At 73.8% G+C, this 26,339-nt stretch carries 25 protein-coding genes and 1 pseudogene; 13 read left to right on the top strand and 13 right to left on the bottom strand.

Translation table 11 applies throughout. The features are described 5' to 3' along the window. Window positions 1-220 precede the first annotated feature (220 nt). Entirely contained in the window at window positions 221-817 is a 597-nt protein-coding gene (locus ACFVHV_RS23170; RefSeq protein ID WP_380353098.1) for a Dps family protein, read from the bottom strand. A 255-nt stretch (window positions 818-1,072) separates the two neighbouring features. Between ACFVHV_RS23170 and ACFVHV_RS23165 the strand changes: the two genes are divergently transcribed. From ACFVHV_RS23165 to ACFVHV_RS23155, 3 genes are all read left to right on the top strand, one after another. Beyond that, window positions 1,073-1,909 (top strand): alpha/beta fold hydrolase, encoded by an 837-nt coding sequence (locus ACFVHV_RS23165; protein ID WP_380353096.1) that lies wholly within the window; start codon window positions 1,073-1,075, stop codon window positions 1,907-1,909. A gap of 178 nt (window positions 1,910-2,087) precedes the next feature. Further along, entirely contained in the window at window positions 2,088-2,615 is a 528-nt protein-coding gene (locus ACFVHV_RS23160) for a hypothetical protein (RefSeq protein ID WP_380353094.1), read from the top strand. Between the two features lie 45 nt (window positions 2,616-2,660). Continuing rightward, complete coding sequence (locus ACFVHV_RS23155) at window positions 2,661-3,044, top strand: hypothetical protein (RefSeq protein ID WP_380353092.1); 384 nt, start codon at window positions 2,661-2,663, stop codon at window positions 3,042-3,044. A gap of 73 nt (window positions 3,045-3,117) precedes the next feature. On the opposite strand, the gene ACFVHV_RS23150 is transcribed toward ACFVHV_RS23155, so the two are convergent. The 3 genes from ACFVHV_RS23150 to ACFVHV_RS23140 form a co-directional block, all read right to left on the bottom strand. Continuing rightward, a complete protein-coding gene (locus tag ACFVHV_RS23150; protein ID WP_380353091.1) occupies window positions 3,118-3,978 on the bottom strand; it encodes a helix-turn-helix domain-containing protein in 861 nt (286 codons plus the stop codon). Between the two features lie 98 nt (window positions 3,979-4,076). After that, on the bottom strand, window positions 4,077-4,907 hold the full coding sequence (locus ACFVHV_RS23145) for an alpha/beta fold hydrolase (RefSeq protein WP_380353089.1): 831 nt from the start codon (window positions 4,905-4,907) through the stop codon (window positions 4,077-4,079). Window positions 4,908-5,147: 240 nt separating this feature from the next. Beyond that, entirely contained in the window at window positions 5,148-6,416 is a 1,269-nt protein-coding gene (locus ACFVHV_RS23140; protein WP_380353087.1) for a PucR family transcriptional regulator, read from the bottom strand. A 565-nt stretch (window positions 6,417-6,981) separates the two neighbouring features. Here ACFVHV_RS23140 and ACFVHV_RS23135 point away from each other — a divergent pair. From ACFVHV_RS23135 to ACFVHV_RS23120, 4 genes are all read left to right on the top strand, one after another. Then, a complete protein-coding gene (locus ACFVHV_RS23135; protein WP_380353085.1) occupies window positions 6,982-7,437 on the top strand; it encodes an SsgA family sporulation/cell division regulator in 456 nt (151 codons plus the stop codon). A 162-nt stretch (window positions 7,438-7,599) separates the two neighbouring features. Next, a complete protein-coding gene (locus ACFVHV_RS23130) occupies window positions 7,600-8,019 on the top strand; it encodes a BlaI/MecI/CopY family transcriptional regulator (protein ID WP_359897345.1) in 420 nt (139 codons plus the stop codon). Next, a complete protein-coding gene (locus tag ACFVHV_RS23125) occupies window positions 8,016-8,966 on the top strand; it encodes a M56 family metallopeptidase (protein ID WP_380353083.1) in 951 nt (316 codons plus the stop codon). The genes ACFVHV_RS23130 and ACFVHV_RS23125 overlap by 4 nt, the downstream gene beginning before the upstream one ends. 104 nt (window positions 8,967-9,070) lie before the next feature. Then, complete coding sequence (locus tag ACFVHV_RS23120; protein ID WP_380353082.1) at window positions 9,071-9,646, top strand: MarR family winged helix-turn-helix transcriptional regulator; 576 nt, start codon at window positions 9,071-9,073, stop codon at window positions 9,644-9,646. Window positions 9,647-9,664: 18 nt separating this feature from the next. Here ACFVHV_RS23120 and ACFVHV_RS23115 read toward each other — a convergent pair whose 3' ends face one another. From ACFVHV_RS23115 to ACFVHV_RS23100, 4 genes are read right to left on the bottom strand one after another with little or no spacing between them, the layout of a single operon-like run. After that, complete coding sequence (locus tag ACFVHV_RS23115; protein WP_380353080.1) at window positions 9,665-11,128, bottom strand: ABC transporter ATP-binding protein; 1,464 nt, start codon at window positions 11,126-11,128, stop codon at window positions 9,665-9,667. Beyond that, complete coding sequence (locus ACFVHV_RS23110) at window positions 11,125-11,973, bottom strand: ABC transporter permease (RefSeq protein WP_380353078.1); 849 nt, start codon at window positions 11,971-11,973, stop codon at window positions 11,125-11,127. The genes ACFVHV_RS23115 and ACFVHV_RS23110 overlap by 4 nt, the downstream gene beginning before the upstream one ends. Continuing rightward, window positions 11,970-12,968 carry an ABC transporter permease gene (locus ACFVHV_RS23105; RefSeq protein WP_380353077.1) on the bottom strand — a complete coding sequence of 333 codons (999 nt, stop codon included), beginning with the start codon at window positions 12,966-12,968 and terminating at the stop codon, window positions 11,970-11,972. The genes ACFVHV_RS23110 and ACFVHV_RS23105 overlap by 4 nt, the downstream gene beginning before the upstream one ends. Beyond that, window positions 12,965-14,524: an ABC transporter substrate-binding protein gene (locus ACFVHV_RS23100; protein ID WP_359897355.1), complete on the bottom strand. Its 1,560-nt coding sequence runs from the start codon at window positions 14,522-14,524 to the stop codon at window positions 12,965-12,967. The genes ACFVHV_RS23105 and ACFVHV_RS23100 overlap by 4 nt, the downstream gene beginning before the upstream one ends. Before the next feature lie 383 nt (window positions 14,525-14,907). Here ACFVHV_RS23100 and ACFVHV_RS23095 point away from each other — a divergent pair, with 383 nt between their 5' ends. Genes ACFVHV_RS23095 through ACFVHV_RS23075 form a run of 5 tightly spaced genes read left to right on the top strand, consistent with a single transcriptional unit; the run spans window position 14,908 to window position 20,757 of the window. Continuing rightward, a complete protein-coding gene (locus ACFVHV_RS23095) occupies window positions 14,908-15,897 on the top strand; it encodes a TauD/TfdA family dioxygenase (protein WP_359897357.1) in 990 nt (329 codons plus the stop codon). 42 nt (window positions 15,898-15,939) lie between these two features. After that, a complete protein-coding gene (locus tag ACFVHV_RS23090) occupies window positions 15,940-16,926 on the top strand; it encodes an ornithine cyclodeaminase family protein (protein WP_359897358.1) in 987 nt (328 codons plus the stop codon). Next, the gene (locus tag ACFVHV_RS23085; RefSeq protein ID WP_359897360.1) at window positions 16,917-18,248 is read left to right on the top strand and encodes a Y4yA family PLP-dependent enzyme; all 1,332 of its coding nucleotides are present in this window, start codon (window positions 16,917-16,919) and stop codon (window positions 18,246-18,248) included. The genes ACFVHV_RS23090 and ACFVHV_RS23085 overlap by 10 nt, the downstream gene beginning before the upstream one ends. 46 nt (window positions 18,249-18,294) lie before the next feature. Next, window positions 18,295-19,326 (top strand): cysteine synthase family protein, encoded by a 1,032-nt coding sequence (locus ACFVHV_RS23080; RefSeq protein WP_380353075.1) that lies wholly within the window; start codon window positions 18,295-18,297, stop codon window positions 19,324-19,326. Between the two features lie 24 nt (window positions 19,327-19,350). Further along, entirely contained in the window at window positions 19,351-20,757 is a 1,407-nt protein-coding gene (locus ACFVHV_RS23075) for an MATE family efflux transporter (protein WP_359897363.1), read from the top strand. 68 nt (window positions 20,758-20,825) lie between these two features. Here ACFVHV_RS23075 and ACFVHV_RS23070 read toward each other — a convergent pair whose 3' ends face one another. Both ACFVHV_RS23070 and rpe read right to left on the bottom strand, forming a co-directional pair. Beyond that, entirely contained in the window at window positions 20,826-21,785 is a 960-nt protein-coding gene (locus ACFVHV_RS23070) for a pirin family protein (RefSeq protein ID WP_380353074.1), read from the bottom strand. Between the two features lie 142 nt (window positions 21,786-21,927). Beyond that, a complete protein-coding gene (gene rpe / locus ACFVHV_RS23065) occupies window positions 21,928-22,611 on the bottom strand; it encodes a ribulose-phosphate 3-epimerase (protein WP_359897365.1) in 684 nt (227 codons plus the stop codon). Between the two features lie 265 nt (window positions 22,612-22,876). On the opposite strand from rpe, the gene ACFVHV_RS23060 reads away from it, so the two are divergent. Then, window positions 22,877-23,728, top strand: coding sequence for a hypothetical protein (locus tag ACFVHV_RS23060; protein WP_359897366.1), 852 nt, complete (start codon window positions 22,877-22,879; stop codon window positions 23,726-23,728). Between the two features lie 13 nt (window positions 23,729-23,741). Here ACFVHV_RS23060 and ACFVHV_RS23055 read toward each other — a convergent pair whose 3' ends face one another. The 3 genes and pseudogenes from ACFVHV_RS23055 to ACFVHV_RS23045 all read right to left on the bottom strand — a co-directional run bounded on the left by ACFVHV_RS23055 (window position 23,742) and on the right by ACFVHV_RS23045 (window position 26,328). Continuing rightward, window positions 23,742-24,416, bottom strand: a complete 675-nt coding sequence (locus tag ACFVHV_RS23055; RefSeq protein ID WP_359897367.1) for a C39 family peptidase — start codon at window positions 24,414-24,416, stop codon at window positions 23,742-23,744. 223 nt (window positions 24,417-24,639) lie between these two features. Then, window positions 24,640-25,128, bottom strand: a pseudogene (locus ACFVHV_RS23050) (DUF4188 domain-containing protein); the annotation flags it as partial. A 213-nt stretch (window positions 25,129-25,341) separates the two neighbouring features. Then, window positions 25,342-26,328: an aldo/keto reductase gene (locus tag ACFVHV_RS23045; RefSeq protein WP_380353072.1), complete on the bottom strand. Its 987-nt coding sequence runs from the start codon at window positions 26,326-26,328 to the stop codon at window positions 25,342-25,344. Between the last annotated feature and the right edge of the window lie 11 nt (window positions 26,329-26,339).

The following is a 26,339-nucleotide window of genomic DNA, read 5'->3' as shown; positions in this document are numbered from 1 at the left end:
CTGGAAGGGAAACCCTCCAGGGGCCCGAGCCCGTTCGCGTGCCGCCGCACCGACGCCGAGGAACGACACGGAGGAACGACGAGCGGTACGACAGGACGAGCGGTACGACAGGACGAGCGGCACGGCAGGACCAACGGCACGAAAAAGTGCCGGGCCCCCCGACGAAAGGGCCCGGCACGAAGCGGAGCCGGGCCCGCCGACGAACGGGCCCGGCCCGCGGTCACTCCCCGGTCTCGGGGGTGACGACCAGGTGCTCGGCGAGGAACCAGACCTGGGCCTCACCGGTGCGGATGATCTGGGAGACCAGCAGGTCCTGGGTGCCGTCGTCACCGAGCTCGGCCGTGCGGCCGGCGGCGTCCCGGACATCGGCGAGGACGGTCTCGTGCGCGTCGAGAAGCCGCGAGAGCATCGATCGCACCCCCTCGATGCCGTCCGGCGGACGCGGAACGCCCGTGATCTGCGCGGCGTGACGGAGGTCGCCCACCGCGACGCCGCCGAGGCTCTGCACCCGCTCGGCGAGCGCGTCGACCAGCTCCAGCTGCTCCTGGGCGTGCTTGTCGAAGAGCAGGTGCAGCTGGTACGCGGTCGGCCCGCGCATGCCCCAGTGGTACTTCTTGTACAGCCCGTACAGGAACTGGGTGTCCGCGAGGACCCGGTTGAGCCGCTGGCACGAGTACTGCCGGGCGTCGTGGGAGAGCGCGATCGGCAGCTGGGTGACGGTGCCGAACTCCTGGATCTCGGGACCGTGCTGGTGGAGGCGCGGCTGGCTGCTCATGGTGCTCCTGCTTCGTGCGGGGTCGGTGACATCTGCGGCCATCAGGCTAGGAACGCGCGGGCCGGGCGCCTGTTCCGACCGCGCACTGCTCGCGGTCGGTCAGCGCACCGGGTACGGAAGTCGGGCCGCTGTCCCCGTCGGCTCCACCGGTGCGCCCGGTCGTAGCACTCTCGGACGATTCGGGGTGCTCTCGGAGTCAACCGGCCCCCGGCCACCGCGCCTAGCGTGGAACCCGTCGCAGCCGAGCACCGCAGTAAGAGGCTGCCGCGAGCAGCTGCCGCACGAAAGGGAAAACCCATGCCGTACATCACCGTTGGCCAGGAGAACTCCGCCTCCATCGACCTCTACTACGAGGACCACGGCACCGGGCAGCCGGTCGTCCTCATCCACGGATTCCCGCTGAACGGCAAGTCCTGGGAGCGCCAGAGCGCCGCCCTGCTGGAGGCCGGCTACCGGGTCATCACCTACGACCGCCGCGGCTTCGGACAGTCCTCCCAGCCCACCACCGGCTACGACTACGACACCTTCACCGCCGACCTCCACACCGTGCTGGAGACCCTCGACCTGCGCGACGCCGTCCTGGTCGGCTTCTCCATGGGCACCGGCGAGACCGCCCGCTACGTGGGCACCTACGGCACCGAGCGCATCGCCAAGGTCGCCTTCCTCGCCTCGCTGGAGCCGTACCTGCTCAAGACCGACGACAACCCGGACGGCGCCGCCCCCCAGGAGTTCTTCGACGGCATCGTCGCCGCCGTGAAGGCCGACCGGTTCGCCTTCTACACCGGCTTCTTCAACGACTTCTACAACCTGGACGAGAACCTCGGCACCCGGATCAGCGAGGAGGCCGTCCGCAACAGCTGGAACGTCGCCACCGCCGGCGGCGCCTTCGCCGCCTCGGCCGCGCCCACCACCTGGTACACCGACTTCCGCGCCGACATCGCCCGCATCGACGTGCCCGCCCTGATCCTGCACGGCACCGGCGACCGCACCCTGCCCATCGAGAACACCGCCCGCCCCTTCCACCGGGCCCTGCCCTCCGCCGAGTACGTCGAGATCGAGGGCGCCCCGCACGGCCTGCTCTGGACCCACGCCGAAGAGGTCAACTCCGCGCTGCTCGCCTTCCTCGCCAAGTGACCCGGACGGCCGCGACACCTCGACCCGCGGCCGTCCGCCCGATCCCGGTACCGCCGTCGCCGCCCCAGGCCCGAACGGCGACGGCGGTACCGGTCGCACCAGCCCCACCGGCCCCACACCCACGCCCGGCATCCCCTTCCGCGGACGCCGGGCGTTCGCCACGACCAGGAGGTCACCCATGAAGCTCCGCTTAGCCCGCCGCATGGTCCCGCTGGTGGCGGCACTCGCCGCCCTGACCGCGGTCCCCGCCGCCTCGGCCGCCTCCGCCGGCCAGGGCACGTCTCCGAGCGCGACCCAGGGCACGCCGGCCGAACGGCCGGGCACCCAGCAGCAGTTCGCCGTCGGCCCGCAGTACGACTCCACCCACGTCTACGTCGCGCCCGGCACCGAGCAGGCCTTCGTGACCAGTTGGACGTCCACCTTCGGCGGCACCACGATCGGCCCGGTCTCCACCCAGGTGACGCCGACGCCCAGCCGGACGCTCTCCGAGCTGGTGGTGTCCCCGGTCGGCACACTGTCGGTGTTCGACTACACCACGCCCGTGCCGTACCCCTTCGGCACCGAACGCACCGGCTGGCTGGTGACCGACCTCGACCAGGCCGTCCGCGCCGCCCGTGCCGACGGCGCGACCGTCACCGTGGCACCGTTCGCCGACCCGATCGGCCGTGACGCCGTCGTCCAGTTCCCGGGCGGGATCAACGCCTAGCTGTACGTCCACACCACCCCGCCGTCCTACCCCGCCCTGGTCAGCGTGCCGGAGAACCGGCTCTACCTGTCGCCGGACGCGGTCGGCTCCTTCCTGCACAGCTACCTCGCCTTCACCCGGGGCCGGATCGTCTCCGACGACCGGAGGGCCGACGGCGCCGCCATCGGCCTGCCCGGCACCACGTACCGGCTCCTCCGCCTCACCTCCGGCTTCGGCACCACCACCGTCGCCGTGACGGACGGCCACCTGCCCCACCCGTACGGCCGGGAACTCACCGGCTACGGCGTGCCCGACCTCGGCGCCACCCTGGACCGGGCCGGGGCCGCCGGCGCGACGGTGCTGTCGGGACCCGTCCGCGCGGGCGGCCGGGACAGCGCGACGGTGCAGTTCCCCGGCGGCTACATCGCCGAGATCCACACCGACCGCTGACCGGCCCGACCCGGTCGGCGAAGGACGGGACCGGCGGGACCGGCAGCGTGTGGAAGCGGCCGCGGCGGAGGAGTCAGGAGGCCGTGTCCCGACTGTCGGTCCGGGCGGCGTAGGCCTGCCATTCGCGGGGCGAGACCCCGTAGGCGTCACGGAACGCCCGGCTGAAGTGGGAGTGGCTGACGAAACCCCACCGGTGCGCGACCGCGGACACACTGGCCTGCCGACGGGAGGGACGCTCCAGTTCCCGACGGCACGCGTCCAGGCGGCGCCGACGCACCCACTGCCCCACCGTCGTCCCGTCCTGCTGGAACAGCTTGTGCAGATAGCGCACCGAGATGTGCTGCGCCCGGGCGATCGCCTCCGGCCCCAGATCCGGATCCGCGAGATTCTCCTCGATGTGGCCACGGATCCGCGCCAACAACTCCGCCGAACCACCCGGACCCTCCGGCCCCTCCCCCTCCAGCAGCTCCGACACCAGGATCGCCACGATGTCCGACACACCACGCGCCAGATGATCACCAGGACGCGCCCGGTACCCTCCGCCCCGAGCCGCCAGCGTCCGCAGGAACTGCGAGGCGAGCAGGCCCACCCCCTCACTCCCCCGCGCCACCAGCCCACCCGTACGCCGCACATCGGAGTGCCGCACCCCCAGGTAGAAGCACGGGACACGGAAGCGGACCATCCGGCACCCCGCGTCGCGCAGCAACCCCGCCGGATACGGCGACGTGCCGATCAGCAGATCGCCCGGAGCCAGCGCCGTGCTGACCCCGTGACGCCGCACCGAGGCCGCGCCGTCGACGTGCAGGGCAACGTAGAGGCAGTCCTCGGGATCGACCCCGGGCGGCGGTGACAGGACCTCGATGCAGGCGTCGACGGCCTGATCGGGCCGGTGGTGCTCGGGTTCGGGCAGGGGTGAGGGATCCGACGGGATCACAGGAGGCTCCGACCGGTTGGAGAGGTTCGGTACAGGGTGTTGGGAAGGATCGCCCGCCGTCCGGCGCCCGGTGGTGGCACCGTCGGCGGCGGGGCGTCTCAGGAGAGGAACGCCTCCACGACGGCGTTGAACTCGCCGGGGTTCTCCAGGAAGGGGAAGTGCGAGCTCGCCACGGTCCTCGGGAACACGTGGAGGCCGGCGCCGGGGATCCGCTCGGCGATGTAGCGCTGGGACTCCGGATCGACGTGGCTCCCCTCGCAGCCGAGCACCAGGGTCGGCACGTCGATGCAGTCGAGGACGTCGCGCCAGTCCTGGGCGCAGTGGTCGAAGAGCAGCGGGACGCCCGCGTGCGCCGGGGTGGCACGGATCTGCTCGGTCACGAAGGCCAGCAGGTCCGGGTCGGTGTCGCCGCTGAACATCGAGCGGACGAAGCCCTCGCGGACCTCGGCACCGTCCGGGCCGGCCAGCGCGGCACACAGCTCCAGGAGCCCCGCCACGTCGAAGATGGCGCCGGACTCGCGCTGCTCGGCCGGCGCCGTCCAGGGCACCGCCGCCACGGCGGCGGGCTGGTCGACCAGGACGAGCCGGCGGATGCGGCCGGTGCCGTGCTGGTCGATGAAGCTCCACCACACCGAGGCGCCCATCGACCAGCCCAGCGCGTCGAAGGCGTCCAGGCCCAGGTGGTCGAGCAGGCCGAGGACGTCACGGGCCAGACGCGCGACGCGGTAGCCGTGGCGCGGCTTGCCGGAGCGGCCGTGACCGCGGAAGTCCACCGTCACGACGCGCCGGCCCGGCGCCAGCCCCTCGAACTGGTGGCGGAACATCTCCTGCGTCTGCCCCCAGCCGTGGAGCATCACCAGCGGGACCCCGTCGCCACCGCTGTCGCGGTAGGCCAGGCGCACGCCGTCGTTCGTGATCAGTCGGTGCATGGTGCTCGTTCTTGTCCGTTCGTGTCGGCTCGCGGGTCCGGGGGGCCGGAACCCGCAGGTCGCCGGGGGGATGAGCGGCAGCTCGTCGTGAGAATTCTCGCTGTGGGCCGAACCCGCTGACCACCGACCGACGTAGGGATTGCCCGACGAAGCTTCATCGCTCTGTAGCAACACCGCTGCGGGGCGACGCCGCGCCCGGCCGCGCCCGGCCGGCGGGGAGGACGGCTACGGGGAGGCCGGCTACGGGAAGGCGGTCCACGGGGAGGCCGGCTCCGCCGGAGCCCGCAGCAGGTCCCACAGCCGCAGCCCCAGGTGGAGCTCCAGGCGGTGCGCGCCGACGTCCAGGTCCAGGCCGGTGATCTCCTGGATCTGGCGCAGGCGGTAGTACAGCGAGGTGCGGTGCAGCTCCAGGGCCTCCGCGGTCCTGGGCACCGAACCGGCGTTGTCCAGGAAGCAGCGCAGGGTCTCCTCCAGCCGGGAGTTGCCACCGCCGTTCGCCAGCAGGCGCCGCAGCGGCTTGGGCAGGAGGGACTCGTTGAGCGCGCTCTCGGGCAGTTGGAGGAGGACGGCGTACTCCCCGAGCCGCTCCCAGTCGCCGATGCCCTCCAGCCGGGGCAGCCGGCGGGCCGCGCGCACCGCCACCCGGGCCTGGTCGTAGGAGATCCACGCGTCGGCCAGTGCCGTCCGGCGCCCGCCCACCCCCACCGACACGACCGGGCCCGGGCCCAGGAAGGTCGTCAGGGAGCGGACGATGCCCCGGCCCTGCAGGTCCAGGTCCTCCTCCGCGGGCTCCTGTTCGAAGACCTGCACCAGCACCGCCCGGTCCTGGTCGACCATCGACAGGCCGCGGGCCGTCCGGGTCTGCCGGAACGGCTCCAGCGCACCGCGCAGCGCCACCTCGGTCTGGCCGGTGGGCCCCGGCTGCCCGCTGACGGCGACGCTGGTCACCACGACGTGCGGGCCGGCCGGCAGGAGGCCGTCGTCCACCAGGCGCTGGTGCGCGGCGCAGCGCTGCGCCGAGTCCGAGCCGATCAGCCGGCTCACCAGCCGCCGGGTGTGCTCCTCGTCGTCGTCCGAGGCCAGCCGCTCGGCGTACATCTCGACCGCCACGGCGCGGGCCACCTCGTCGATGGCCCCCCGCTCGGCCTCGGTGAGGGGCGCGCCCGCCGCCACGACCATCAGGATGCCCAGCACGTGGCCCCGTTCGCGGACCGGGGCGCAGTAGCGCGGCTGCATCCCCAGGTCGTCGCGGCCCGGCAGGACACCTGGACGGGTCCACCGGGCAACCCCCTGCGACAGCACGTAGCGGATGGTCTCGTCGTCCGCGATGCCCTGCAGCAGCGTGCGCACCCGCACCCGGTCCTCGTCGCCGAAGTGCCGGCTGGTGCAGATCAGCCGCACCAGGGGGTCGTCGAGAACGACCGAACGCCCCAGTTCCTCGGCCAGGCCGTCCACCAACGTCTGCAGCGCCTCGCCTCCGGAACGCGAGCGCTGGATCCACCTCTTCATGTTCAAAAGCCTCCCGGCGCCATTCATACAAGCAGCGAAACGGGATGGACAAACGTTCAACAAACCGAGGATCCGACGGCTCCACCGGGGCCGGACGGCTGCCGCCCCGGGCGGCGCCGACCGCCGGAGGAGGGTCCGCGCACAACGCCGCGAAATCGCCTCTCCCCGTCAAATCCCTTCCAATGTACGGCAGTTGCTCTCATCCCGGTCGCCACGGCAAGCGGCGGCGCCACCGCCGGCCGCACCGCCCCCCGACCGCCGGACCGCACGGCCGTGACAGCGAGGAGCCCGCGCCCGGCCATGCCCGCCGGGCGAACGGTGCGCGGATCATCACCTCGCGGTGCACGGCCGGAACATCCACCCCGGCACCGCCTCCTAGCCTGGGAGCACTTCCGCCTCCCCCTGCTCCCGGCAGCTCCCAGGGCCCGAGGCGGGAGCGCCGCACCGCCACCGGCGCCCCGGCCGGCCGGCGCTCCGCGTCCCGACCGGACACCGCACCTCACCCCGCCGGCCCGGACGGCCCCTCCCGTCCCGCGCCGCCCCGAACCCGCCCAGGAGACACCCCGTGCCCGCCCACCACCCCCTCTCCGACCCCCAGCCCCGCCCGGAAGCCGCCGCCACCGACCTGACCCTCGACGCCCGACTCGTCCTCGGCGAGCACCAGAGCGTCGACGTCCCGGTACGCCTCGCCTACCGCGGCGACGACCCGTTCGCCGTCACACTCGAATTCCTCGGCCACGCCACCGAAGCGGGCACCTGGCACTTCGCCCGCGAGCTCCTCTGGGAGGGTCTCCACCGGCCCACCGGCCTCGGCGACGTCCGCATCTGGCCCCCCTGCACCTGCCACGCCCGCACCTCCCTGCGCGTCATGCTCAGGAACCAGGCGGACATCGCCCTCCTCGATCTCCCCACCCGCCAGGTCCGTCGCTGGCTCCGCCGCGAGAGCTTCGCCCTCGTCCCCCAGGGCACCGAGCACACCCTCATCGACTGGGCCACCGAATTCGACGACCTCACCGGCTGACGCCGGCTCGGCGGCGATCCGCACGCCCCGTAAAGTTAGCTGAGGCACACCTAAGTCACACAGGCCGTACCCCTTCTCGCCGCACCGGCGCGGGCGGCCCTCGTCTCCGACCGGTGTCGGCGTCGGGGTGTGCCGGGCGAACGCTTCGGGACAGGGAGAGAGATGGCGAGGGACGGTCAGGAGGCCAGGCGTCCGCACGGGGAACTGGTCGCGGACGTGATGGCGGTGCTGTGGGCGGCCGGTGAGCCGATGACCGCGCAGCAGGTCAAGGCGGCGCTGCACCAGGACCTCGCCCGGACGACCGTGGCGACGATCCTCACCCGCCTGCACGAGAAGGGCACCCTGGAGCGCACGCGGCCAGGGCGTTCCTTCGCCTACGCGCCGGTCGCGGACGCCGCCGGGCTGGCGGCCGGGCGGATGCGCCGGGAGCTGGAGAAGGAGCCGCAGCGGGACCTCGTCCTGAAGCGGTTCGTGTCCTCGCTGTCCACGGACGACGGGGACGTCCTGCGGCGCCTGCTGATCGAGGCGGAGGCCGCGCCGGCTCCGGCCGGGGGCGAGGCCGTGCTGGAGGGCGGGTCGTGACGCTGTTCCTGGTGGTCGTCGCCCTCACCGTCGTCCTTCCGTGGGGAGCGGCGCCCGCGGCCCGTCGTCTGGCCGGGCTGCTCCCGCCGCGCGAGGCCTCCCTGACCCTCGCGGGGGCGGCGGTGCTGCTCGCGGGCGGCACGGTCGCGGCGCTGACGGGGCTCTTCCACGTGCCGTTCCTGGCGGAGCTGGAGCACCTGAGGTTCGCCCGGGTGACGGCGGACTGGCCGGCGGTGGTGCCGGTGTCCGGTGCCGCCGGGGTCCTGCTGGCCGTGCAGGCGGTGCGGCTGGTGCTGGCCGCTCGCCGGCAGCGTGCGCTGCTGTCCCGCGCGTGGGCGCTGACCGGCGGGGGGACGGCCGAGGGCGACGTGCTCGTCGTCCCGGGTGAGGAGGCGGAGGCCTTCGCCCTGCCGCGTTTCCGTGGCCGCGCCGCCCGCGTCGTCGTGTCGGAGGGCATGCTCAGGGCGCTCGGGCCGTCGGAGCGCACGGTGCTGTTCGCCCATGAGCGGGCTCATCTCCGCGGGCGGCACCATGTGCTCTCGGCCGTCGTCGACCTGGCCTCGGCCGTGCATCCGGCGCTCGCGCGCCTGGGGCCCGCGCTGGAGTTCCACCTGGAGCGGTGGGCGGACGAGGCCGCCGCGACGGCGGTGGGGGACCGGAGGGTCGCCGCGACCGCCATCGCCCGCGCCGCGCTGGTCGGCTCGGCCGGGACGGGGGTGCGCGACAGCCGGCTCCTGTCCGTGAGCACGGGACCGGTCCCCCGGCGGGTTCAGGCCCTGCTGGAGCCGGAGCCCGTCGGGCCCAGGGGGCGCGGGCCACGTGCGGTCGTGTCCGGTCTCGTCGCCGCGGTGGTGGTGTCGGCCCTGCTGGCGCTCGGCCTCGCCTACGGCCTGCACGAGTTCGTGGAGCACGCGGCGAGGAGGATCGTCGGCCCCCGACCGATCTGACGACATCGATGTAGACCAACGATCGGAAGCGTGGGTATGGTGAGCCTCGGTTTGCTGCTTTCGACGCCGAGGGCGTCGCGCTTTTCCGATGATGGGGACACGGTTTGTACGACGGACGGCAGGGATCGTCGAGTCCGTTCGAGCAGTCCGTCTACCTCCTGTCGGAGGCCGGGCGGGCCGTCGACCGTCTGCTGGCGGAGCGGCTGGAACACCGGGGGCTGACCCCGGTCCACCACGCGCTGCTGTCGGCGCTGGCGCAGCTGGGACCGCACGGTCGGCACGATCTCACCTCCCGGGTCACGGCGCCCGCGGCCGAGGTGGACCAGGCCCTCGACGATCTCCTGTCGGCACGCCTGCTGCAGTCGATGGTCGTCCACGTCGGCGGTCGGCAGGAGGTGCTGACCATCACTCCCACGGGCGAGTCCGCCCTGGACGTGCTCCACACCGATGCGTCGGCGACGCAGGACGACCTGCTGGCGTCCTTGACGAAGGGGCAGCGCGTCGAGCTCAACTCCCTTCTCCGGCGCGTGTGCGCGGCCGCCGCCCGCGGGGCCGGGCAGCGGCCGCGGCTCCGCGGGACGAGCGGCTGGACCCTGACCCGCGGTTCCCGGCGGACCTGGGCCAGGGTTCGGGAGGGCGTCGGCCAGGCCGAGGGGCCGGACGTCGGAACGCCGGGCTGATCCCCCTGCGCGGAGAGCTCAGTTCGGCACCGGGCTCGGGGCCGCGCGGTGCTCCGTGAGCGGCACCCCGTCGGCGCCGTCGAGGGTGAGGAGGAGGTCCGCGTGGGCCGAGAGCAGCGGCAGGTCGTGGCTGACGAGGACGACGGCGAGGCCCTGGTCGGTCCGTAGGCCGCGCAGGAGTTCCATGATGTCCTCGGCGGTGTCGGCGTCGAGGGCGGAGGTGACCTCGTCGCAGAGCAGGACATCGGGTTCGGCGGCCAGGGCGCGGGCGATGGAGACGCGCTGGCGCTGTCCGCCGGAGAGTTCGTGGGGGTGGCGGTCGGCGTGGCCGGGGGTGAGGCCGACCGCGGTGAGCAGTTCGGCGACGCGGGCGTCGCACCGGTCGGCGGGCCGTACGGAGTGGAGCTTCAGCGGGCGGGTGAGGGCGGCGCCGACGGTGTGGGCGGGGTTGAGGGCGCCGAGCGGGTTCTGCGGGACGAGTTGGACGCGGCGGCGCTGGTCGCGGGTGCGCCGCCGGTAGGAGGAGGCCAGGAGTTCGCCGCCGAGGGTGATCCGGCCGGCCTCGGGGCGGTGGAGTCCCGCGAGGGCGCGCAGCAGCGTGGTCTTGCCGCACCCCGACGGGCCGGTGATCCCGGTCAGCGTGCCGGGCCGCAGGACGAGGTCGAGGCCGGCGAAGACCCGGTGGCGGTTGCGGCCGGTGCCGACCCGGGCGTCGAGTGCCTCCACCTCGACGACGGGCACCGCGTCGGCGCGGACGCGAGCCGGTGCGGGCACCGGGGGCGTTGCGGGCGTGCCCGGGGCAGTGACCGGACGGTCGGGCCACAGGGCGAGGACGTCGTCGGCGCAGCGGGCGACGAAGTCGGGGTCGTGGCTGGTGAGGGCGATGGCGATGCCGTCGCGGTCGGCGATGTCGTGCAGCAGGTCGGCGATGTCGTCGCGCAGGGCGGCGTCCAGGCCGGCGGTGGGTTCGTCGAGGAGGAGGACCGCGGGGCGGCGGGCGAGGGCACGGGCGAGGGCGACGCGCCGCTGCTGTCCGCCGGAGAGGTGCTCGGTCCGGCGGCGTTCGAGGCCTTCGCCGACCGGCAGGCGGACGGCGCGCAGCAGGTCCGTGACGGAGGTGCCGCGGCGGTCGGCGGCGGTCTCGGTGATGAGGCGGTCGACGCGCATGCGGGGGTTGAGTCCGGAGCCCGGGTCCTGGCCGACGAAGGCGAGCTTGTGGCGGCGCAGCCGGCGCAGTTCCTCGGGCGGGAGGGCGAGGATGTCGTGGCCGAGGACGGTGAGGCTGCCGGCGGTGACGCGCGCGCCCGGCGGGAGGGCGCCGACGAGGGCGCGCAGCAGGGTGGTCTTGCCGGCGCCGGAGGGCCCGGTGACGGCGGTGACGCGGCCCGGGGCGAGGGTGAGCGTGGCGTCGGTGAGCAGCGGGGTGTCCCCGAGGGTGACGGACAGGGCGGCGGCACGGGCAGCGGGGTCGGTGGTGCTCACAGCGGGGTCTCCGGGGTGGGCCGGGCGGGGGCGAGGGCTTCGGCGGCGAGGTTGACGCTGATGGCGAGCAGGCCGATGGCGAGGCAGGGTGCTCCGACGGCCCACGGGTTGAGGGTGATGCCGGCGGCGTTCTCGCGGATCATCAACGCCCAGTCGGCTTCCGGGGGTTGGGGGCCGAGTTGGAGGAAGGCTGCGACGGAGACGATGTAGACGCCCTCGACGAAGCGCAGGCCGAACAGGGCGAGGACGGTGGAGCGCAGGTTGGGGAGGACCTCGTGGACGGTGAGGTGCCAGAGGTTCTCGCCGCCCGCGGCCGCGGCCTCGACGAAGCCGGCGGTGGCGAGGGGGGCGGCCGCGGCGGCGACGATCCGGACCGCGTAGGGGATGCCGAGGAGGGTGGCTGCGGTGGCGACGGCTAGGCGTCCGCCGCCGGGCCAGGCCAGGGCGATCAGCATGATGGCGAGGACGGACGGCAGCAGGATCGTCAGGTCCGCGGCGCGTTCGATCCACCGGCCGAGGGCCGGGCGCAGCACGGCGAGGATGCCGATGGCGGTGGCCGCCGCGGTGACGACGAGGGCGATGGCGAGGGCGGTGGCGATCAGGGGCGCGCCCCCGGTCAGCAGGCGGCTGAGGACGTCGCGGCCGAGCTGGTCGCCGCCGAGCGGCGCGTCGCCGCCCGCTTCGGCGTAGGGGACGGTGACCGGGGTGTCGATCGGGTGCGGGGCGAGGAGCGGCCCGGCGAGTGCGAGGGCGACGAGGGCGAGGGCGGGAACCGCGCGCACGAGCACCCGTCGCTTCCCTCGGGTGGCGGGCGCGGGGGCCGCTGTCGGGGCGTCGGCGGTCATCGTCGCTCTTCTCCGAGGGTGGTGGTGCGGACGAGGTCGGCGAGCAGCAGGAGCAGGCTGATGGCGGCGCCGGCCGCGGCCACGACTCCGGCGACGAGCGGGGTGTCGCGGTCGGTGATGGCGCCGGCCAGGACGGCGCCGACGCCGGGGTAGTTGAAGAGGGTCTCGACGACGACGGTGCCGCCGAGGAGCATGCCGGCGGAGGTGGCGATGCCGACGGCGACGGCGGGCAGGGCGCCGGGGAGCATGTGGTGGCTGAGGATGCGCCGGCGGGGCAGGCCGTCGAGGACGGCGGCCTGGACGTGCGGCAGGGCGGCCTGGTCGGCGAGTGCGCCGCGCACGATGCGGGTGTTCCAGCCGATCTGGGGGACCGCCAGGGAGAGCAGGGGCAGGACGATCATGGTCCACGACTCGGGTCTGCCGTCCGCGCCGGTGAGGGTGACGGCGGGCAGCCAGCCGGTCCACTGGGAGAGCAGCAGGAGCAGGGCGACCGAGACGACGAACTCGGGGAGGGCGAACGCGGCGGTGGACAGGGTGTCGACGGCGCGGTCGACGCGCCCGCCGGGGCGCAGCGCGGCCCAGCCGCCGAGGGCGAGGGCTCCGGCGGTGCTGAGGGCGAGGGCGAGGGTGCCGAGCAGGAGGGTGTTGGGGAAGGGGCCGGCCAGGACGTCGGTGACGTGCTGTCCGCGCGCGGTGGTGCCGAGGTCGCCGGTGGGCAGGCCGGTCATCCAGTCCAGGAAGCGCTCGGCGACCGGGCGGTCGAGGCCCATGGCGGTGCGGCGGGCGGCGAGGTCGGCGGCGGTGACGCCCCGGTCGGAGCTCGCGCCGGCGGCGTCGCCCGGGAGGAGTTCGACGGCCGCGAAGACGGCGGCGAGCAGGACGACGAGCAGGACCAGGCGCCGTACGGCCTGCCGGGCGACCCGGCCCGCACCGGGGAGGATGCGGGCCGGGAGGGTTCGGGGCGCTTTCGCGTCCGCCGGGTGAGGGGTGGTCAACGCGCCAACCAGGTCTTCTCGAGCTGGACGCGGCCGTAGCCGGGGAGCTTGGGCAGGTCGCGCACGGCCGCGCCGGCGAGGTCGATGCCGTCGGCCATGCCCCACAGCAGGTAGCCGGACTTCGCGAACTCGATCTCCTGGAGCTGGTGGAGCAGCTTGCCGCGCTCGGCGGTGTCGGCGGTGCCCATGGCCTTGCGGTAGGTCTCGTCGAAGCCCGGCTCGTTCCAGCCGGACTCGTTCTGGCCCGCGTCCGAGAGCATCGTCTTGGAGGCGAAGAAGACGACGGAGTCGTTGGTGCCCCAGTAGCTGGTGTAGAGCGTGCCCTTGAGCCAGGTGTCGTCCCAGAACACCTTGGAGTCCTGCTTCACCACGTTGATCTTCACGCCGGCCTCGCGGACCTGGGTGGCGAAGAGGGTCGCGGACTCGGCGAGTCCGGCGATGTCCTCGGTGGTGGTCAGGTCGTAGGTCCTGGAGGTGTCGAAGCCCGCGTCGGCGAGCAGTTGCCTGGCCTTGGCGAGGTCGCGGGTGCGCTGCGGGATGTCCTTGGCGAAGGCGGGGTCGCCGGTGCCGAGGACGTCGTTGGCGACGCTGCCGTAGCCGGAGAGGACCTGCTTGACCATGGCGTCGCGGTCGACGGCGAGCTTGAGGGCCTCGCGCACCCGTGCGTCGGCGAACGGGCCGTCGGCGGTGCGCATGACGACGGGCATCGCCATGTCGTTGGGCCGGCGGACGATCTGGACGTCCTTGCGGGCCTCGGCGGTGCGGGCGGCGACGGCCCCGACGTTGGAGGCGACGTCGATCTGTCCGGCGAGCAGGGCGTTGGCCATGGCCTGGGGGCTCTCGAACAGGCGGACCTCGACGGCGTCCAGCAGGACCTTGCCGCCGTACCAGTTGTCGTTGCGCACCAGGCGGGCGTTGCCGTCGCGGTACCAGTCGAGCTTGAAGGGGCCGGTGCCCGGGGCGCCGGCGACCGCGTCGTCCTTGGTGTCCTTCTTGAGGACGAAGGTGGTCAGGCGGGTCAGCAGCGGCAGGTCGGCGTTGGCGTAGTCGGAGACCAGGACGACGGTCCTGGCGTCCTCGGCGGTGATGCCCTCGGGCTGGATGCCGGGCAGGCGGCTCTTGCCCGCCGGGGTGTTGCGCAGCCGCTTCAGTGACCAGACGACGTCGTCGGCGGTGACCGGGGTGCCGTCGTGGAAGGTGGCGCCGTCGGCCAGGGTGAAGCGCCAGGTCTTCAGGTCGTCCGACGGCTTCCAGGAGGCGGCCAGGCGGGGAGCGGTGTTGGCCGTGGCCCCGGGTATCGCGAGCGTGTCGTAGATCAGGCTGATGATGAGGTAGTCGCTCTCGTTGGCCTGGGTGCCGTGCGGGTCCCGGGTGACCGCCGAGGCCTTGCCGAGCGCACCGACCTTCAGCGTCCCTCCGGGGCGGGGCTGCTGGCCGGTCCCACCGGAGGCCGCGGCTTCCCCGGCGCCACCCTTGCCGCCACCGCAGGCGGCGAGCACGCCGATCGCCCCGGCTCCGGCTCCGGCCCACAGCAGCTGTCGTCTGGTGACGCCCACGTTCGATCCTCGTCTCGGTTCCGTGCTCGATTTGCTTAGGGTTACCTACCCTAAATTCAAGACAAGTCGCAAGCCGCCCGCTGGGGCGCACACGACTTCCGGCCATGCGCCCCGGCGCCCCAATCCGGCCCGCGAGCAGGGGAGTTGCCCCTGCGCCGCACGTGCGCCGCCGCCCGGAACCGAGACTACGTAAATGTAGACATCCAGCCGGGTAAGGCTTGCCTTACCTAAAAGTCGTTGTTACGTTTCCTGTCGTCCGGCCGTTCGAGCCGCCCCGGACCGATGCCCCACGCGCAGCTCCCGTCGCCGTCCCACACCGGCGAGGTGACGCCACGTGCCCGCACCCCGCACCACTTCTCCCCCTGTCCCCGGAAGGTCCCGCCGTGCCCACCTGCCCTGCCCCGGTACGCCGTCTCGACGCCGACGCCGTCGCGGAACTCACCTCCACCGCGGCCGAACTGCTGGCCCTCCACGGCTCCGCGACCAGCCCCGCCCTGCTGGCCGACCTGCCCGTGAAGTGCGCCCGGCTCGGCGAACCGCTGCGCCACCGACTGCGTCCGGTCGACACCGCCGACGGCCTGTTCGTGCTGCGCGGACTGGAGATCGACGACACCCGCCTCGGGCCCACCCCCGACCACTGGTCGACCGTCGGCGACTCCGGCGCGCTCTGGGACGTGGTGCTGCTGCTCGTCTCCACGGCGATGGGCACCCCGATCGCCTGGGACGGCCAGCAGGACGGCCGGTTCGTGCACAACATCGTCCCCACGCCGGGCCACGAGAGCGAGCAGACCGGGGCCTCCAGCTCCGTCCTCCTCACCCCGCACACCGAGGACGCCTTCCACCCCGGCCGCGCGCACCTGCTGCTGCTGTGCTGCATGCGCAACCACGACGCCATCGCCACCACCGCGGCCAGCGTGCGCCTGACCGACCTGCCCGACGCCGACGTCGAACAGCTGAAGCGGCCCGTCGCACCGATCCTGCCCGACGACGCCTACGAGCAGGCCCGGAAGTTCGGCGGCCGGCCCGCGCCGGTCCCCACCCTCTTCGAGGCCCCCGAGGGCCTGACCATGCGCTACGACCCCGCCTACACCCCGCTGGACGGGGCGGACGAGGCATGGCGCGCGGCGTACCGGCGCCTCGGTGACGAACTGGCCCGCGTCTCGGTCGCGGTGAGCCTGGAACCGGGTGACGTCCTGGTCGTCGACAACGACGTCGTCGTCCACGGCCGGGTGCCGTTCCGGGCCCGCTACGACGGCACCGACCGCTGGCTCAAGCGCGCCTCGGTACGCGTGGAAGGCCGCCCCACCCGCCCGCTCGCCGAGCACGACGAACACGGCTACGGCCAGGCCGCCCTCACCGCCAGAGCCGCCTGAACCACCCCTGCCGCCGCCTCACCACCTCGAAAGGGCACCCCCATGGACCGGGACGACACCACCCTGCGCGTACTGTCCACCAGCGACCTCGCCGGCCTGGACATCACCCTCGCCGACGTCGTCGACACCGTCGAACAGGCCTACCGCACCCTGGCCGCCGGGCAGTCCGACAATCCGCGCAAACTCACCGTCAAGCCCGCCGACGGCCACTCCGTCTCCTACGCCATGCTCGGCCGCGACGGCGTGCGCAACGTCGTCGCCGTCAAGACCTCCTACAAGCACGGCCTCGACGAGAGCCGCGAGAACCAGCACTACTACACGACGCTGACCATCTACGACGACGTCACCGGCCTGCCCGTCGCCATGATGGACTGCTCCCGCATCGGATCCCTGCGCACCCCGGCCGTCTCCGCCCTGCTGGCCCGCGAGTGCGCCGCCCCCGACGCCTCGACCGCGCTGGTGATCGGCACCGGCACCCAGGGGCGCCTGGCGCTGCCGTTCCTGCTCACCGCCCTGCCCGGGCTGGAGCGTCTCCTCCTGTCCGGGACCCACCCCGACGGCATCGCCGCCGTCCGCGCCGAACTCGCCCGGCACTTCCCCGACCGCGAGCTCGAACTGGTCACCGACCTCAGGTCCGCCGCCAGCGACGCCGACGTCATCGTCGCGACCGCCGGCGGCCACACCCCCGCCGCCGTCGAGGCCGACTGGCTGAAGCCCGGCGCGGTCTCGATCCTGGTCGGCCACGGCCTCGCCCCCTCCACCCTCCACCGGGCGGACCGGGTGATCGCCACCAGCGAGGCCCAGATGCGCGTCACCGGCACCGACATGGCCGACGCCGACGGCAAGCTCCCGGCCGTCGACCTGGAGCTGCCCGTCGTCATCTCCGGCGCCGCCGCCCGCACCGCCCCCGGGCAGCGGATCTTCGCCTACAACAGCGGACTCGTCGTCACCGACATCGCGCTGGGCCACCGCTTCGCCCAACTCGCCGCCGCCCAGGGCCTCGGAACCGAGGTGGCCCTGTGGCGCTGAGCCTGCCCGCCCACCCCGACCCGCTCACCGACCGGATCCACGACAGCGGACTGCTCCACGAACTCGCCCACGGCCTGGACGGCCCCTTCCACTACCTGCTGCCCGAACGCTTCGACGACAACCTCGCCGCGTTCCGCGCCGCCCTGGCCGACGCCGGGGTCGAGGGCCGCGTCCACTACGCGAAGAAGGCCAACAAGGCCTCCGTGTTCGTGGAACGCTGCGCCGCGGCCGGCGCCGGAATCGACGTCGCCTCCCTCGGCGAACTGCGCGACGCCCTCGGCCACGGCGTGCGCGGCGAGGACCTCGTCGTCACCGGCCCCGCCAAGAACGAGCAGTTGCTGCGCGTCGCCACCCGGCAGGGCGCGCTGATCGCCGTCGACGCCCCCGACGAACTGGAACGCCTGCTCGGCCTCGACACCGACCGTCCCGCCCGCGTCCTGCTGCGCCGGCACCCGCCGGCCCAGCCGCGCAGCCGGTTCGGCCTGGACGACCCGCAACTGCACCAGGCCCTGCGGCGCTGCGCCGAGGCCGGGGACACCGTACGGATGGAGGGCTTCAGCTTCCACCTCTCCGGCTACGCGGTCCAGCCACGCGCCGACCTCGCCGGAGAACTCGTCGAACTCTGCCTCAAGGCGCGGGCGTCGGGCCTGCCGGCGGACCGGATCAGCATCGGCGGCGGCTTCCCCGTCGACTACGTCGCCGCCGATGCCTGGGACACCTTCCTCACCGAACAGGGCCCCGGGCACTACCACGGCGAGAAGGCCTTCGCCGCGGGCGACTTCTACCCGTACCACTCCCCCGTCGCCGGCGCGGACGCACTGCGCGCGATCCTCGCCGCCCGCCCCGGCGGTACCGGACCGAGCCTCGCCGAGCGGCTGCGGCAGGCCGGCGTGACGCTCCTGCTGGAGCCCGGCCGCGCCCTGCTGGACCGCGCCGGGTCGTCGGTGTTCCCCGTCCAGGGCGTCAAGGACCGCGCCGGGTACGGCATCGTCACCGTCGACGGCACCAGCCTCAGCCTGTCCGAGCAGTGGTTCAACAGCGAGTACCTGCCCGACCCGGTCCTGCTCGGCGACCGCGCCGGACCCCCGGGACAGCCGTACCGGGCCTGCGTGGGCGGGGCCAGCTGCCTGGACTCCGACCTGCTCACCTGGCGCAAGATCGCCTTCCCCGCCCGGCCCCGGGTGGGCGACCTGCTCGTCTACCCCAACACCGCGGGCTACCAGATGGACTCCAACGAGTCCCCCTTCCACGAACTGCCGCTGCCGCCGAAGGTCGTCATCGACCACCACGGCGACCGCCCGCGCTGGCGCCTCGACCGCTGACCCCCGCACGAACCTCCCCGCCCCGCCGTCCCCACGGAGCTCCACCATGACCGACGCCCTGAACCGCCCCCCGGTGGTCAGCCGGATGTCCGACCTCATCGGCCGCACCCCGCTGTTCGAACTCGCCCGCGCCGACAACGGCGCCCGGCTGCTGCTGAAGCTGGAGATGTTCAACCCCACCGGCAGCGCCAAGATCCGCATGGCCCGCCAGATGGTCCTCGACGCCGAGGAACGCGGCGACCTGCGCGAAGGCGGCCACATCATCGAGTCCACCTCCGGCAACACCGGCCTGGGCCTGGCCGTCGTCGCCGCCGAACGCGGCTACCGCTTCACCGCCGTCGTCGACAACCACGCCGCCGCCGACAAGCTGCGCGGCATGAAGGCGATGGGCACCGAACTCGTCTTCGTCGACGCCGACACCGACGGCGAGGAACTCCACACCGCGGCCCGCGAGGAACTCGCCGAGGAAATGGCCCGCGGCAAGGACAACACCTTCTTCACCGAACAGCACAACAACCCCAGCAACGCGGTCGGTTATTACGCCGTCGGCCGCGAGATCGCCCAGGCCCTCGACAACCGGGTCGACGTGCTGATCGGCGCGGTCGGCACCGGCGGCGGCCTGTGCGGCACCGCCCGCGAGCTCAAGCGCTCCGTGCCCGGCGTCGCCGTCGTGGGCGTCGAGCCGAAGGGCTCGATCGCCTTCGGGCCGCCCGCCCACGACTACTACCAGTCCGGCACCGGCACCCCCGAGGGCGCCACCATCGGCCTGCTGGTGGACTACGACCTCATCGACGAGGGAGTGAAGGTCGGCGACATCGAGGCCTTCGCGACCGCCCGCGTCGTCGCCCGCCGCACCGGCCTGCTCATCGGCGGCTCCGCCGGAGGCGTCGTCCACGAGGCCCTGAACCGCCTGCCGGCCCTGGCGCCGGATGCCGTTATGGTCGCCTTCATCAACGACGGTGGCGAGAAGTACATGGACACCGTCTTCAACGACGACTGGATGAACGCCCGCGCACTGCTCGACGAGGCCGTGGAGGCCGACATCGACGAAACGCTCACCAAACTCCGCAGGCCCTGACTTCCGAGAAACGTGACACCCACGATGCAGCAGCTAGCCACCCTCGCCCGCGACAGCCGCGCACTCGCCGCACTCGCCGTCCCGCTCGCCCTCACCCAGCTCGCCCAGGTCGCCCTCACCACCACCGACACCATCATGATGGGCGTGCTCGGCACCGAGGCCCTGGCGGCCGGCGGCCTCGCCCTGGTCGTCTTCAACCAGCTGCGCACCATGGGCGTCGGCCTCGTCACCTCCGTCGGCAACCAGGTCGCGGCCGCCGCCGCGCGCGCCGAACGGGACGAGGACGCGGCCGACGACGGCGACGAGGTCCGCGGCCTGGTCCGGGCGGCGATGGCCGTCGCCACCCTGGCCGGCCTCGCGGGCGCCGTCCTGATGGTGCTCATCGGCCAGGCCGCCACCTGGCTCGGCCAGGACGCGGAAGTCGCCCACCGCGCCCAGGGCATGCTCGCCGCCCTCGCCCCCGGCCTGGTCCCCTGCCTCTGGTTCCAGGCGATCCGCCAGTTCACCGTCGGCATGCGCCGCCCCCAGGCCCTGCTGCAGATCACCATCGCCTCCGTCGCCATCAACGCTGGACTCAACTGGCTGTTCATCCACGGCACTTGGGGCCTGCCCAAACTCGGCCTCACCGGCATCGGCGTCGCCACCAGCAGCGTCTACCTGCTCTCCTTCCTCGCCCTCTACGCCTCGGCCCGCCGCGACCCGCAGCTCGCACCCCTGCTGAGCCCGGACTTCTGGCGCGCCGACGCCCCCACCGTGCGCCGCCTGCTCGGCCTCGGCACCCCGATCGCCGCCACCTACGGCTCCGAGGCCGGCTTCTTCTCCGTCACCGCCCTGCTCGCCGGAAGCTTCGGCGCCGCCGCGCTCGCCGCCCACACCGCCGTCAACCAGCTGATCTACATCGTCTTCCAGGTCGCCGTGGGCCTCTCCCACGCGGCCTCCATCAACGTCAGCCGCGAACTCGCCCTCGGCGAGTACGCCGCGGCCCGCCGGATCAAGAACACCGCACTCGCCTGCGGCGCCGCCGTCACCACCCTCGTCGGCATCGCCTACCTCACCGTGCCCGACCTCGTCCTGCGGCCCTACTTCGACCCCGGCGCGGCCGCCGACCAGCAGGGCCTGCGGATCGCCACCGGACTCCTGGCCGTCGTCGCCGTGCTGCAGTTCTTCGACTGCGCCCAGAACATCGGCGTCGGCCTGCTGCGCGGCCTCGACGACACCCGGAGCGGCTTCCGCATCACCCTGATCGGCTACTGGCTCGTGGGCCTGCCCGCCTCCTGGCTCCTCGCCTACCCCCTCGGCGGCGAGACCCGCGGCCTCTGGCTCGGCCTGCTCATCGGCCTCGCCACCACCGCCGTCCTCCTGCTGCGCCGCTACGGCCGCGCCCTCTCGGCCAAGGCGGTCACCTCACCCGAAGCGGCCGTCGCCGGCTGAGCCGGCCGGCTGCACCCGTCCCGCGGGTACGGCCCGATGAGTCCAAAGGGCCGACACCGGCCCGCGGGTCAGCGCTCGCGCCCCCGCGCCTTCAACGGGACGGCCGGCAGCTCCGGGGCCGGCAGCCGCTCGCCTTCGTAGCCGTGCACCTCGCCGAAGCGGTCGCCGGTCGTCCAGTCGGCGCGCGCCCGCGCGATCTCCTCGGTGGAGCGGCCGATGAAGTTCCACCACATGACGATCCGCTCGTCGAAGGGCTCGCCGCCGAGGAGCAGCACGGCGGCGTCGCCGTGGGCGCGCAGCGGAAGGTCGGGGCGCCCGCAGCCGAGGTAGAGCATGGAGCCGGGCTCGACCGGGACGCCGTCGACGTCGACGCGGCCGGACATGGCGAGGACGGCGTACTCGAAGTCGGGGACGAGCGGGAGGCGGAGGTCCGCGCCGTCGACGAGGGCGAGGTCGGCGCCGACCAGCGGGGTGTGGGTGGTCCCGGGCGAGGTGGCGGTGTCGAGGGTGCCGAGGATGACGGTGGCGCGCAGGCCCCGGCCGGTGACCACGGGCAGGTCGGGGTGGTGCTCGAAGGCGGGGGCGATGTTCCGGCCGGCCTCCGGGAGGGCCACCCAGAGCTGTGCGCCGTGCAGGTAACGGGCGTGCGGGCGCGGGGACTCCTCGGAGTGCGAGATCGCCCGGCCGGAGGTCATCAGGCCCAGCTCGTACGGCCGGACGGCCCGGAGGCTGCCGAGGCTGTCGCGGTGCAGCACCTCGCCCTGGTGGAGCCAGCTGACCGTCTGGAGGCCCATGTGCGGGTGCGGCGGGACCCGCATGCCGGGCTCGTCGGCGATGTCGTCGGGCCCGTAGTGGTCCACGAAGCACCAGGCGCCCACCATCCGGCGGCCCAGGTTGGGCAGCAGGCGCCGGACCACCGTGCTTCCGCCGAGCGGGAATTGACGGGCCGTCAGCAGATCCTTCACCGGGCCGGCGCTGGCCTCGCGGCCGCAGCCGGCCGGGGCGGGCCTGAGGTCGAGGTTGCTCATCGCGGTTCCACCACCGTACGGAGAGGGGCCGGGCACGGTCCTCGGGGGACATCGTCACCGATCATCCGCCACGGTGCGGCGTTCCTCCACCCGCGCCCGGCCATCCGGCGGTGCCGGCACCGCCCCGACCAGCCCGGTGGCCTCAGTGCCCGCAGGCCCACCAGGCGTCCGCCGTCGCCTTGTCGGCGAGGTCCCGCAGCTTGCGGACCGCCTCGGCCGGGTCCTCGGCCCCGTACACCGCCGAGCCGGCCACGAACACGTCCGCGCCCGCCTCCGCGCAGCGCTCGATCGTGTTCGCCGCGACGCCGCCGTCTACCTGCAGCCACAGCTCCAGGTCGTGCTTGGCGATCAGCTCCCGGGTGCGGCGGATCTTCGGCAGCATGATGTCCAGGAAGGCCTGGCCGCCGAAGCCGGGCTCGACGGTCATGATCAGCACCATGTCGAGCTCGGGCAGCAGGTCCTCGTACGGCTCGATCGGGGTGCCCGGCTTGAGCGCCATCGACGCGCGGGCGCCCTTGGCGCGGATCTCACGGGCGAGCCGGACGGGCGCGGCGGCGGCCTCGACGTGGAAGGTGACCGAGCCGGCGCCGGCCTCGACGTACTGCGGGGCCCAGCGGTCCGGGTCCTCGATCATCAGGTGGAGGTCGAGCGGGGTGTCGGTGGCGCGGGCGAGCGACTCGACCACCGGGACGCCGAGGGTCAGGTTGGGCACGAAGTGGTTGTCCATGACGTCCACGTGCAGCCAGTCGGAACCCCGGACGGCCTCGGCCTCGTCGGCGAGCCGGGCGAAGTCCGCGGACAGGATGCTGGGGTTGATCTGGGCCATGACCGACTACCTTCGTACGAGGACCTGCGGGGGCTGGGCGCCCCCCGGGAGCGGGCACCTCATCCCATCATCCCGCGCCGTACCGCCGCCGGGCGCACAGCGCCACCTCGGCGTGACCGTCATCACACCCCCGGCAGGATTACCGGGGCCCCCGCCGTGGTCATCAGCCCTTGAACGGGCCACGGCCCGCCGCGGCTCCCGCCGGGCCGTCCCGACCACCGAGCTCCCCGGCCCGCCCGGAGCTCCGTCCGAGGAAGGTCTCCCGATGACCGATCTCGTCCATCCCGCCCGCGCGCTGTGGTGGCTCTTCGAGCCGGTGCACGCCGTCACCTACTTCCTGCCCGAGGGCCGCGCCGCCTTCGAGGAGGCCGGTCTGCACGGCCGCCTGCACGGCTACTTCGCCACCCGATCGGCCCCGCTCGGCGCGGTGGACGCCCCGCCGGTGACCGCCGCCTTCTTCAACTTCTCCCCCTCGATGGTCGAGCGCGCCCTGCCGGAGGTGTGGAACCACGCGAGCCCGGAGGAGGCGCTGACCGCCCGGCTGAAGGCCTCCGCGACGATCCTGGAGGGGCTGCTGGAGCACGTGGACAAGGAGCAGGTCGAGCTGGTCGCCGAGACCCTGGAGCAGGCCGCCACCCGGCTGGACTGCGCCGGGCGGGTGCTGGCCGCCGCCAACGCCGCGCTGCCCCGCCCGAGCGGCCTGTACGAGCGGCTCTGGCAGGCCGCCACCGTGATGCGCGAGCACCGCGGCGACGGCCACGTGGCCGCCCTGGTGGCGGCCGGGCTGGACGGCTGCGAGGCGCTGGTGGTCCGCTGCGCGATGGACATGCGGCGCGAGATGCTCCAGCCGCTGCGCGGGTGGACGGACGCCGAGTGGGAGGCGGCGGCCGACCGCCTGGTCGAGCGCGGCTGGCTGACCGCCGAGGGGACGGTCACCGAGCTCGGCCGGATCCGTCACCAGACCCTGGAGGCCGCCACCGACCTGGCCGCGGCCCGGGTCTGGGACGACTACCCGCGGACCGAACTCGACCGGCTCGCCGCGGCGTTGAAGCCGATCTCGGCGCTCTGTCGCGGCCGGCTGCCGATCAACCCGATGGGACTGCCGGACAACCAGTGACCGCTCCGCGACGTCAGGGCGAGGAGACCCGGGGCGGGCCGAGCACGATCCCGCGTCCGGCGTAGAACCGCCCGAACGACCGCCACGGCACGCGCGCGAAGGCCTGCGACTCCCCCGGGAACCCGGAGGGGTTGTGGATCAGCAGCGCCGTGTCCGTGGCACCCACCGCCAGGACCAGGTGCCCGCCACGCCGCACCGGCTCCGGCCCGTACGGCTCCCGGATCGACGGGTGCACCGAGACCATCACCAGCCGGCCGTCGGCCACCTCCGACGACACCTCCTCGGGCGTCAACTCCCGTGCCCGCGCGGCCAGTCCCCAGCGCCGCTCGACGTACTCGGCGAACGGCGCGTGGATCAGCCCGCGCAGGCTGTCACCGTCCCGCAGGTAGGCGCCGGCCGCCACGCACTCGCCCGCGAGCGCCAGCGCCGCCGGGGTCACGCCCCACCAGTGCGCCAGCGCCATCCGCAGACAGGCCACCCCGCACAGCCGCCAGGACCACCACGCGTACTCCTCCGCGGTGGCCGCGCCGGACTGCCCCCAGCGCGGATCGGCGGACGCCTCCAGCCGCCCGTCGACGATCTCCCGCACCAGCTCCGCCGACTCCCACTGCGCGCGGTACGGCACCTCGTGCACCACCCGCACCGACCGCGCCGGCGCCTGCGGCCGCGCGTCGCCCCGATCCACCATTCCCCGACGCTCTCACGGCACGGCGGCCGGGCGGCCCACGACACTCCCGGCGCAGCCGTACTCAGGCACCGGGGGCCGGCGCGGCCCCGACCTCGGACTCGCCCGCCCCGCCCGGCACCGTCCGCGCCCCACCGGCCTCCGGCTCCGACCGGCCGGCCGACGGCTGCGGCTGCGGCTGCGGCTGCGGCTGCGAACCAGCGGTCTCCGGCTCCGGTGCCGGCTCACGGTAGGCCAGCCGCTGCGCCGCGTGCCGGCCGCGCGCCTCCACCGGCAGCGAGCCGGTGGCGCCGGCCAGGCCGAACGGCGGCATGTCGAAGTAGATCGACTCGTACCCGCCCGGCGGCGCGATGTACGTCTCGTGCCAGAGCCCGACGTGCCCGCGGGCCTTGCCCTCCCGCAGCTTGCGGTTGGCGATGCCCCACACGGTGTGGTGGAAGCCGTCCGGCGCGCTCGCGTAGCCGTACAGCTTCTCCTTCGACTCCCAGTACTGGACCACGTAGTAGGTGCGCGGCGAGGCGGTCAGCAGGATGCGGCCGCGCAGGCCGCGCTCGGGGGCGCGGCGCAGGTCGTACAGCATCCGGAGCATCGAGAACATCACCGGGCCCCAGTGGTGCACGGCCCAGAAGCGGTTGATCCGCATGCCGATCAGCAGCACCACGGTGTCGCCGGTGGCGGCGGCGGTGGTGTAGCCCGGCTGCGGCTTGGCGAACAAGGCCAATTGTGCCTCCCCGTACCCTTGCCCATGTAAGCGGTGACTAGACCAGTGCCGGACGGCCCGGTCAAGGCTCGCCACCCTCACAATTCGGCTACTGTGCGGGCGGGTTGACGCCCACCCACTGCCGAGGCCGCCGGTCCCCGGCCCGCTCCCCCGGGTGCGCGCGGGGCCCCGGCCCCGACGAAGGGGCCGGGGCCGGACGCGGACGGCCTACCAGGCGTAGTCCTCCGGGGCGGGCCGGTGGCCCGGGAAGAGCTCGTCGAGGTGGTCGACGGTCTTCTGGTCGAGCTTGAGGTCGAACGCGCCGATGGCGGCGTCGAGGTGGGCCGGGGTGCGGGGGCCGATGATGGGGGCCGTGACGGCCGGGCGGGAGAGGAGCCAGGCGAGGGCGAGGTCGGCGGGGTCGGCGCCGAGTTCGGCGGCGAAGTCCTCGTAGGCCTGGATGCGGTCGCGGTGCTTGGCGAGGAGGTCGCTGACGTAGGGCATGGCGCTGCGGTCGCGGGTGCCCTCGCGCTCCTTGTGCAGGACGCCGCCGAGCAGGCCGCTGCGCAGCGGGGACCACGGGATCAGCCCGAGCCCGTAGTGCTGGAGGGCGGGGACGACTTCGAGCTCGATGGCGCGGTCGAGCAGGTTGTAGAGGGACTGCTCGCTGACCAGGCCGAGGAAGTGGCGGGCGCGGGCGGTCTCCTGGGCCTGGGCGATGTGCCAGCCGGCGAAGTTGCTGGAGCCGACGTAGACGACCTTGCCCTGGGCGACCAGGACCTCCATCGCCTGCCAGATCTCCTCCCAGGGCGTGGCCCGGTCGATGTGGTGCATCTGGTAGAGGTCGATGTGGTCGGTCTGGAGGCGGCGCAGGCTGGCCTCGACGGCCTTGCGGATGGCGAGCGCGGAGAGCTTGCTCTCGTTGGGCCAGTCGCCCATGTCGCCGTAGGCCTTGGTGGCGAGGACGGTGCGCTCGCGGCGTCCGCCGCCCTTGGCGAACCAGCGGCCGATGATCTCCTCGGTCCGCCCCCGCAGCCTGCCCTCGCTGTCGCGGCCGTAGGTGTTGGCGGTGTCGAAGAAGTTGATGCCGCGCTCGTGGGCGGTGTCCATGAGGCGGTGGGCCTCGGCCTCCTCGGTGTGGGGGCCGAAGTTCATGGTGCCGAGGCAGAGGCGGGAGACGGTCAGGCCGGTGCGGCCGAGGTGGGTGTACTCCATGGCGCCCCACC

Source organism: Kitasatospora sp. NPDC127116, from assembly GCF_042677365.1.
In the GTDB taxonomy this organism is placed as follows: Bacteria; Actinomycetota; Actinomycetes; order Streptomycetales; family Streptomycetaceae; genus Kitasatospora; species Kitasatospora lactacystinica.
Note: the sequence above shows the minus strand (reverse complement) of the source record. Positions and strands in the feature narration are given on the sequence as shown.

Coding starts and splice junctions, on each gene's coding strand:
- ACFVHV_RS23170 (WP_380353098.1), bottom strand. CDS start 817: ATGGCCGCAGATGTCACCGACCCCGCACGAAGCAGGAGCACCATGAGC.
- ACFVHV_RS23165 (WP_380353096.1), top strand. CDS start 1,073: ATGCCGTACATCACCGTTGGCCAGGAGAACTCCGCCTCCATCGACCTC.
- ACFVHV_RS23160 (WP_380353094.1), top strand. CDS start 2,088: ATGAAGCTCCGCTTAGCCCGCCGCATGGTCCCGCTGGTGGCGGCACTC.
- ACFVHV_RS23145 (WP_380353089.1), bottom strand. CDS start 4,907: ATGCACCGACTGATCACGAACGACGGCGTGCGCCTGGCCTACCGCGAC.
- ACFVHV_RS23140 (WP_380353087.1), bottom strand. CDS start 6,416: ATGAAGAGGTGGATCCAGCGCTCGCGTTCCGGAGGCGAGGCGCTGCAG.
- ACFVHV_RS23130 (WP_359897345.1), top strand. CDS start 7,600: ATGGCGAGGGACGGTCAGGAGGCCAGGCGTCCGCACGGGGAACTGGTC.
- ACFVHV_RS23110 (WP_380353078.1), bottom strand. CDS start 11,973: ATGACCGCCGACGCCCCGACAGCGGCCCCCGCGCCCGCCACCCGAGGG.
- ACFVHV_RS23090 (WP_359897358.1), top strand. CDS start 15,940: ATGGACCGGGACGACACCACCCTGCGCGTACTGTCCACCAGCGACCTC.
- ACFVHV_RS23080 (WP_380353075.1), top strand. CDS start 18,295: ATGACCGACGCCCTGAACCGCCCCCCGGTGGTCAGCCGGATGTCCGAC.
- ACFVHV_RS23075 (WP_359897363.1), top strand. CDS start 19,351: ATGCAGCAGCTAGCCACCCTCGCCCGCGACAGCCGCGCACTCGCCGCA.
- ACFVHV_RS23070 (WP_380353074.1), bottom strand. CDS start 21,785: ATGAGCAACCTCGACCTCAGGCCCGCCCCGGCCGGCTGCGGCCGCGAG.
- rpe (WP_359897365.1), bottom strand. CDS start 22,611: ATGGCCCAGATCAACCCCAGCATCCTGTCCGCGGACTTCGCCCGGCTC.
- ACFVHV_RS23060 (WP_359897366.1), top strand. CDS start 22,877: ATGACCGATCTCGTCCATCCCGCCCGCGCGCTGTGGTGGCTCTTCGAG.
- ACFVHV_RS23055 (WP_359897367.1), bottom strand. CDS start 24,416: ATGGTGGATCGGGGCGACGCGCGGCCGCAGGCGCCGGCGCGGTCGGTG.
- ACFVHV_RS23045 (WP_380353072.1), bottom strand. CDS start 26,328: ATGGAGTACACCCACCTCGGCCGCACCGGCCTGACCGTCTCCCGCCTC.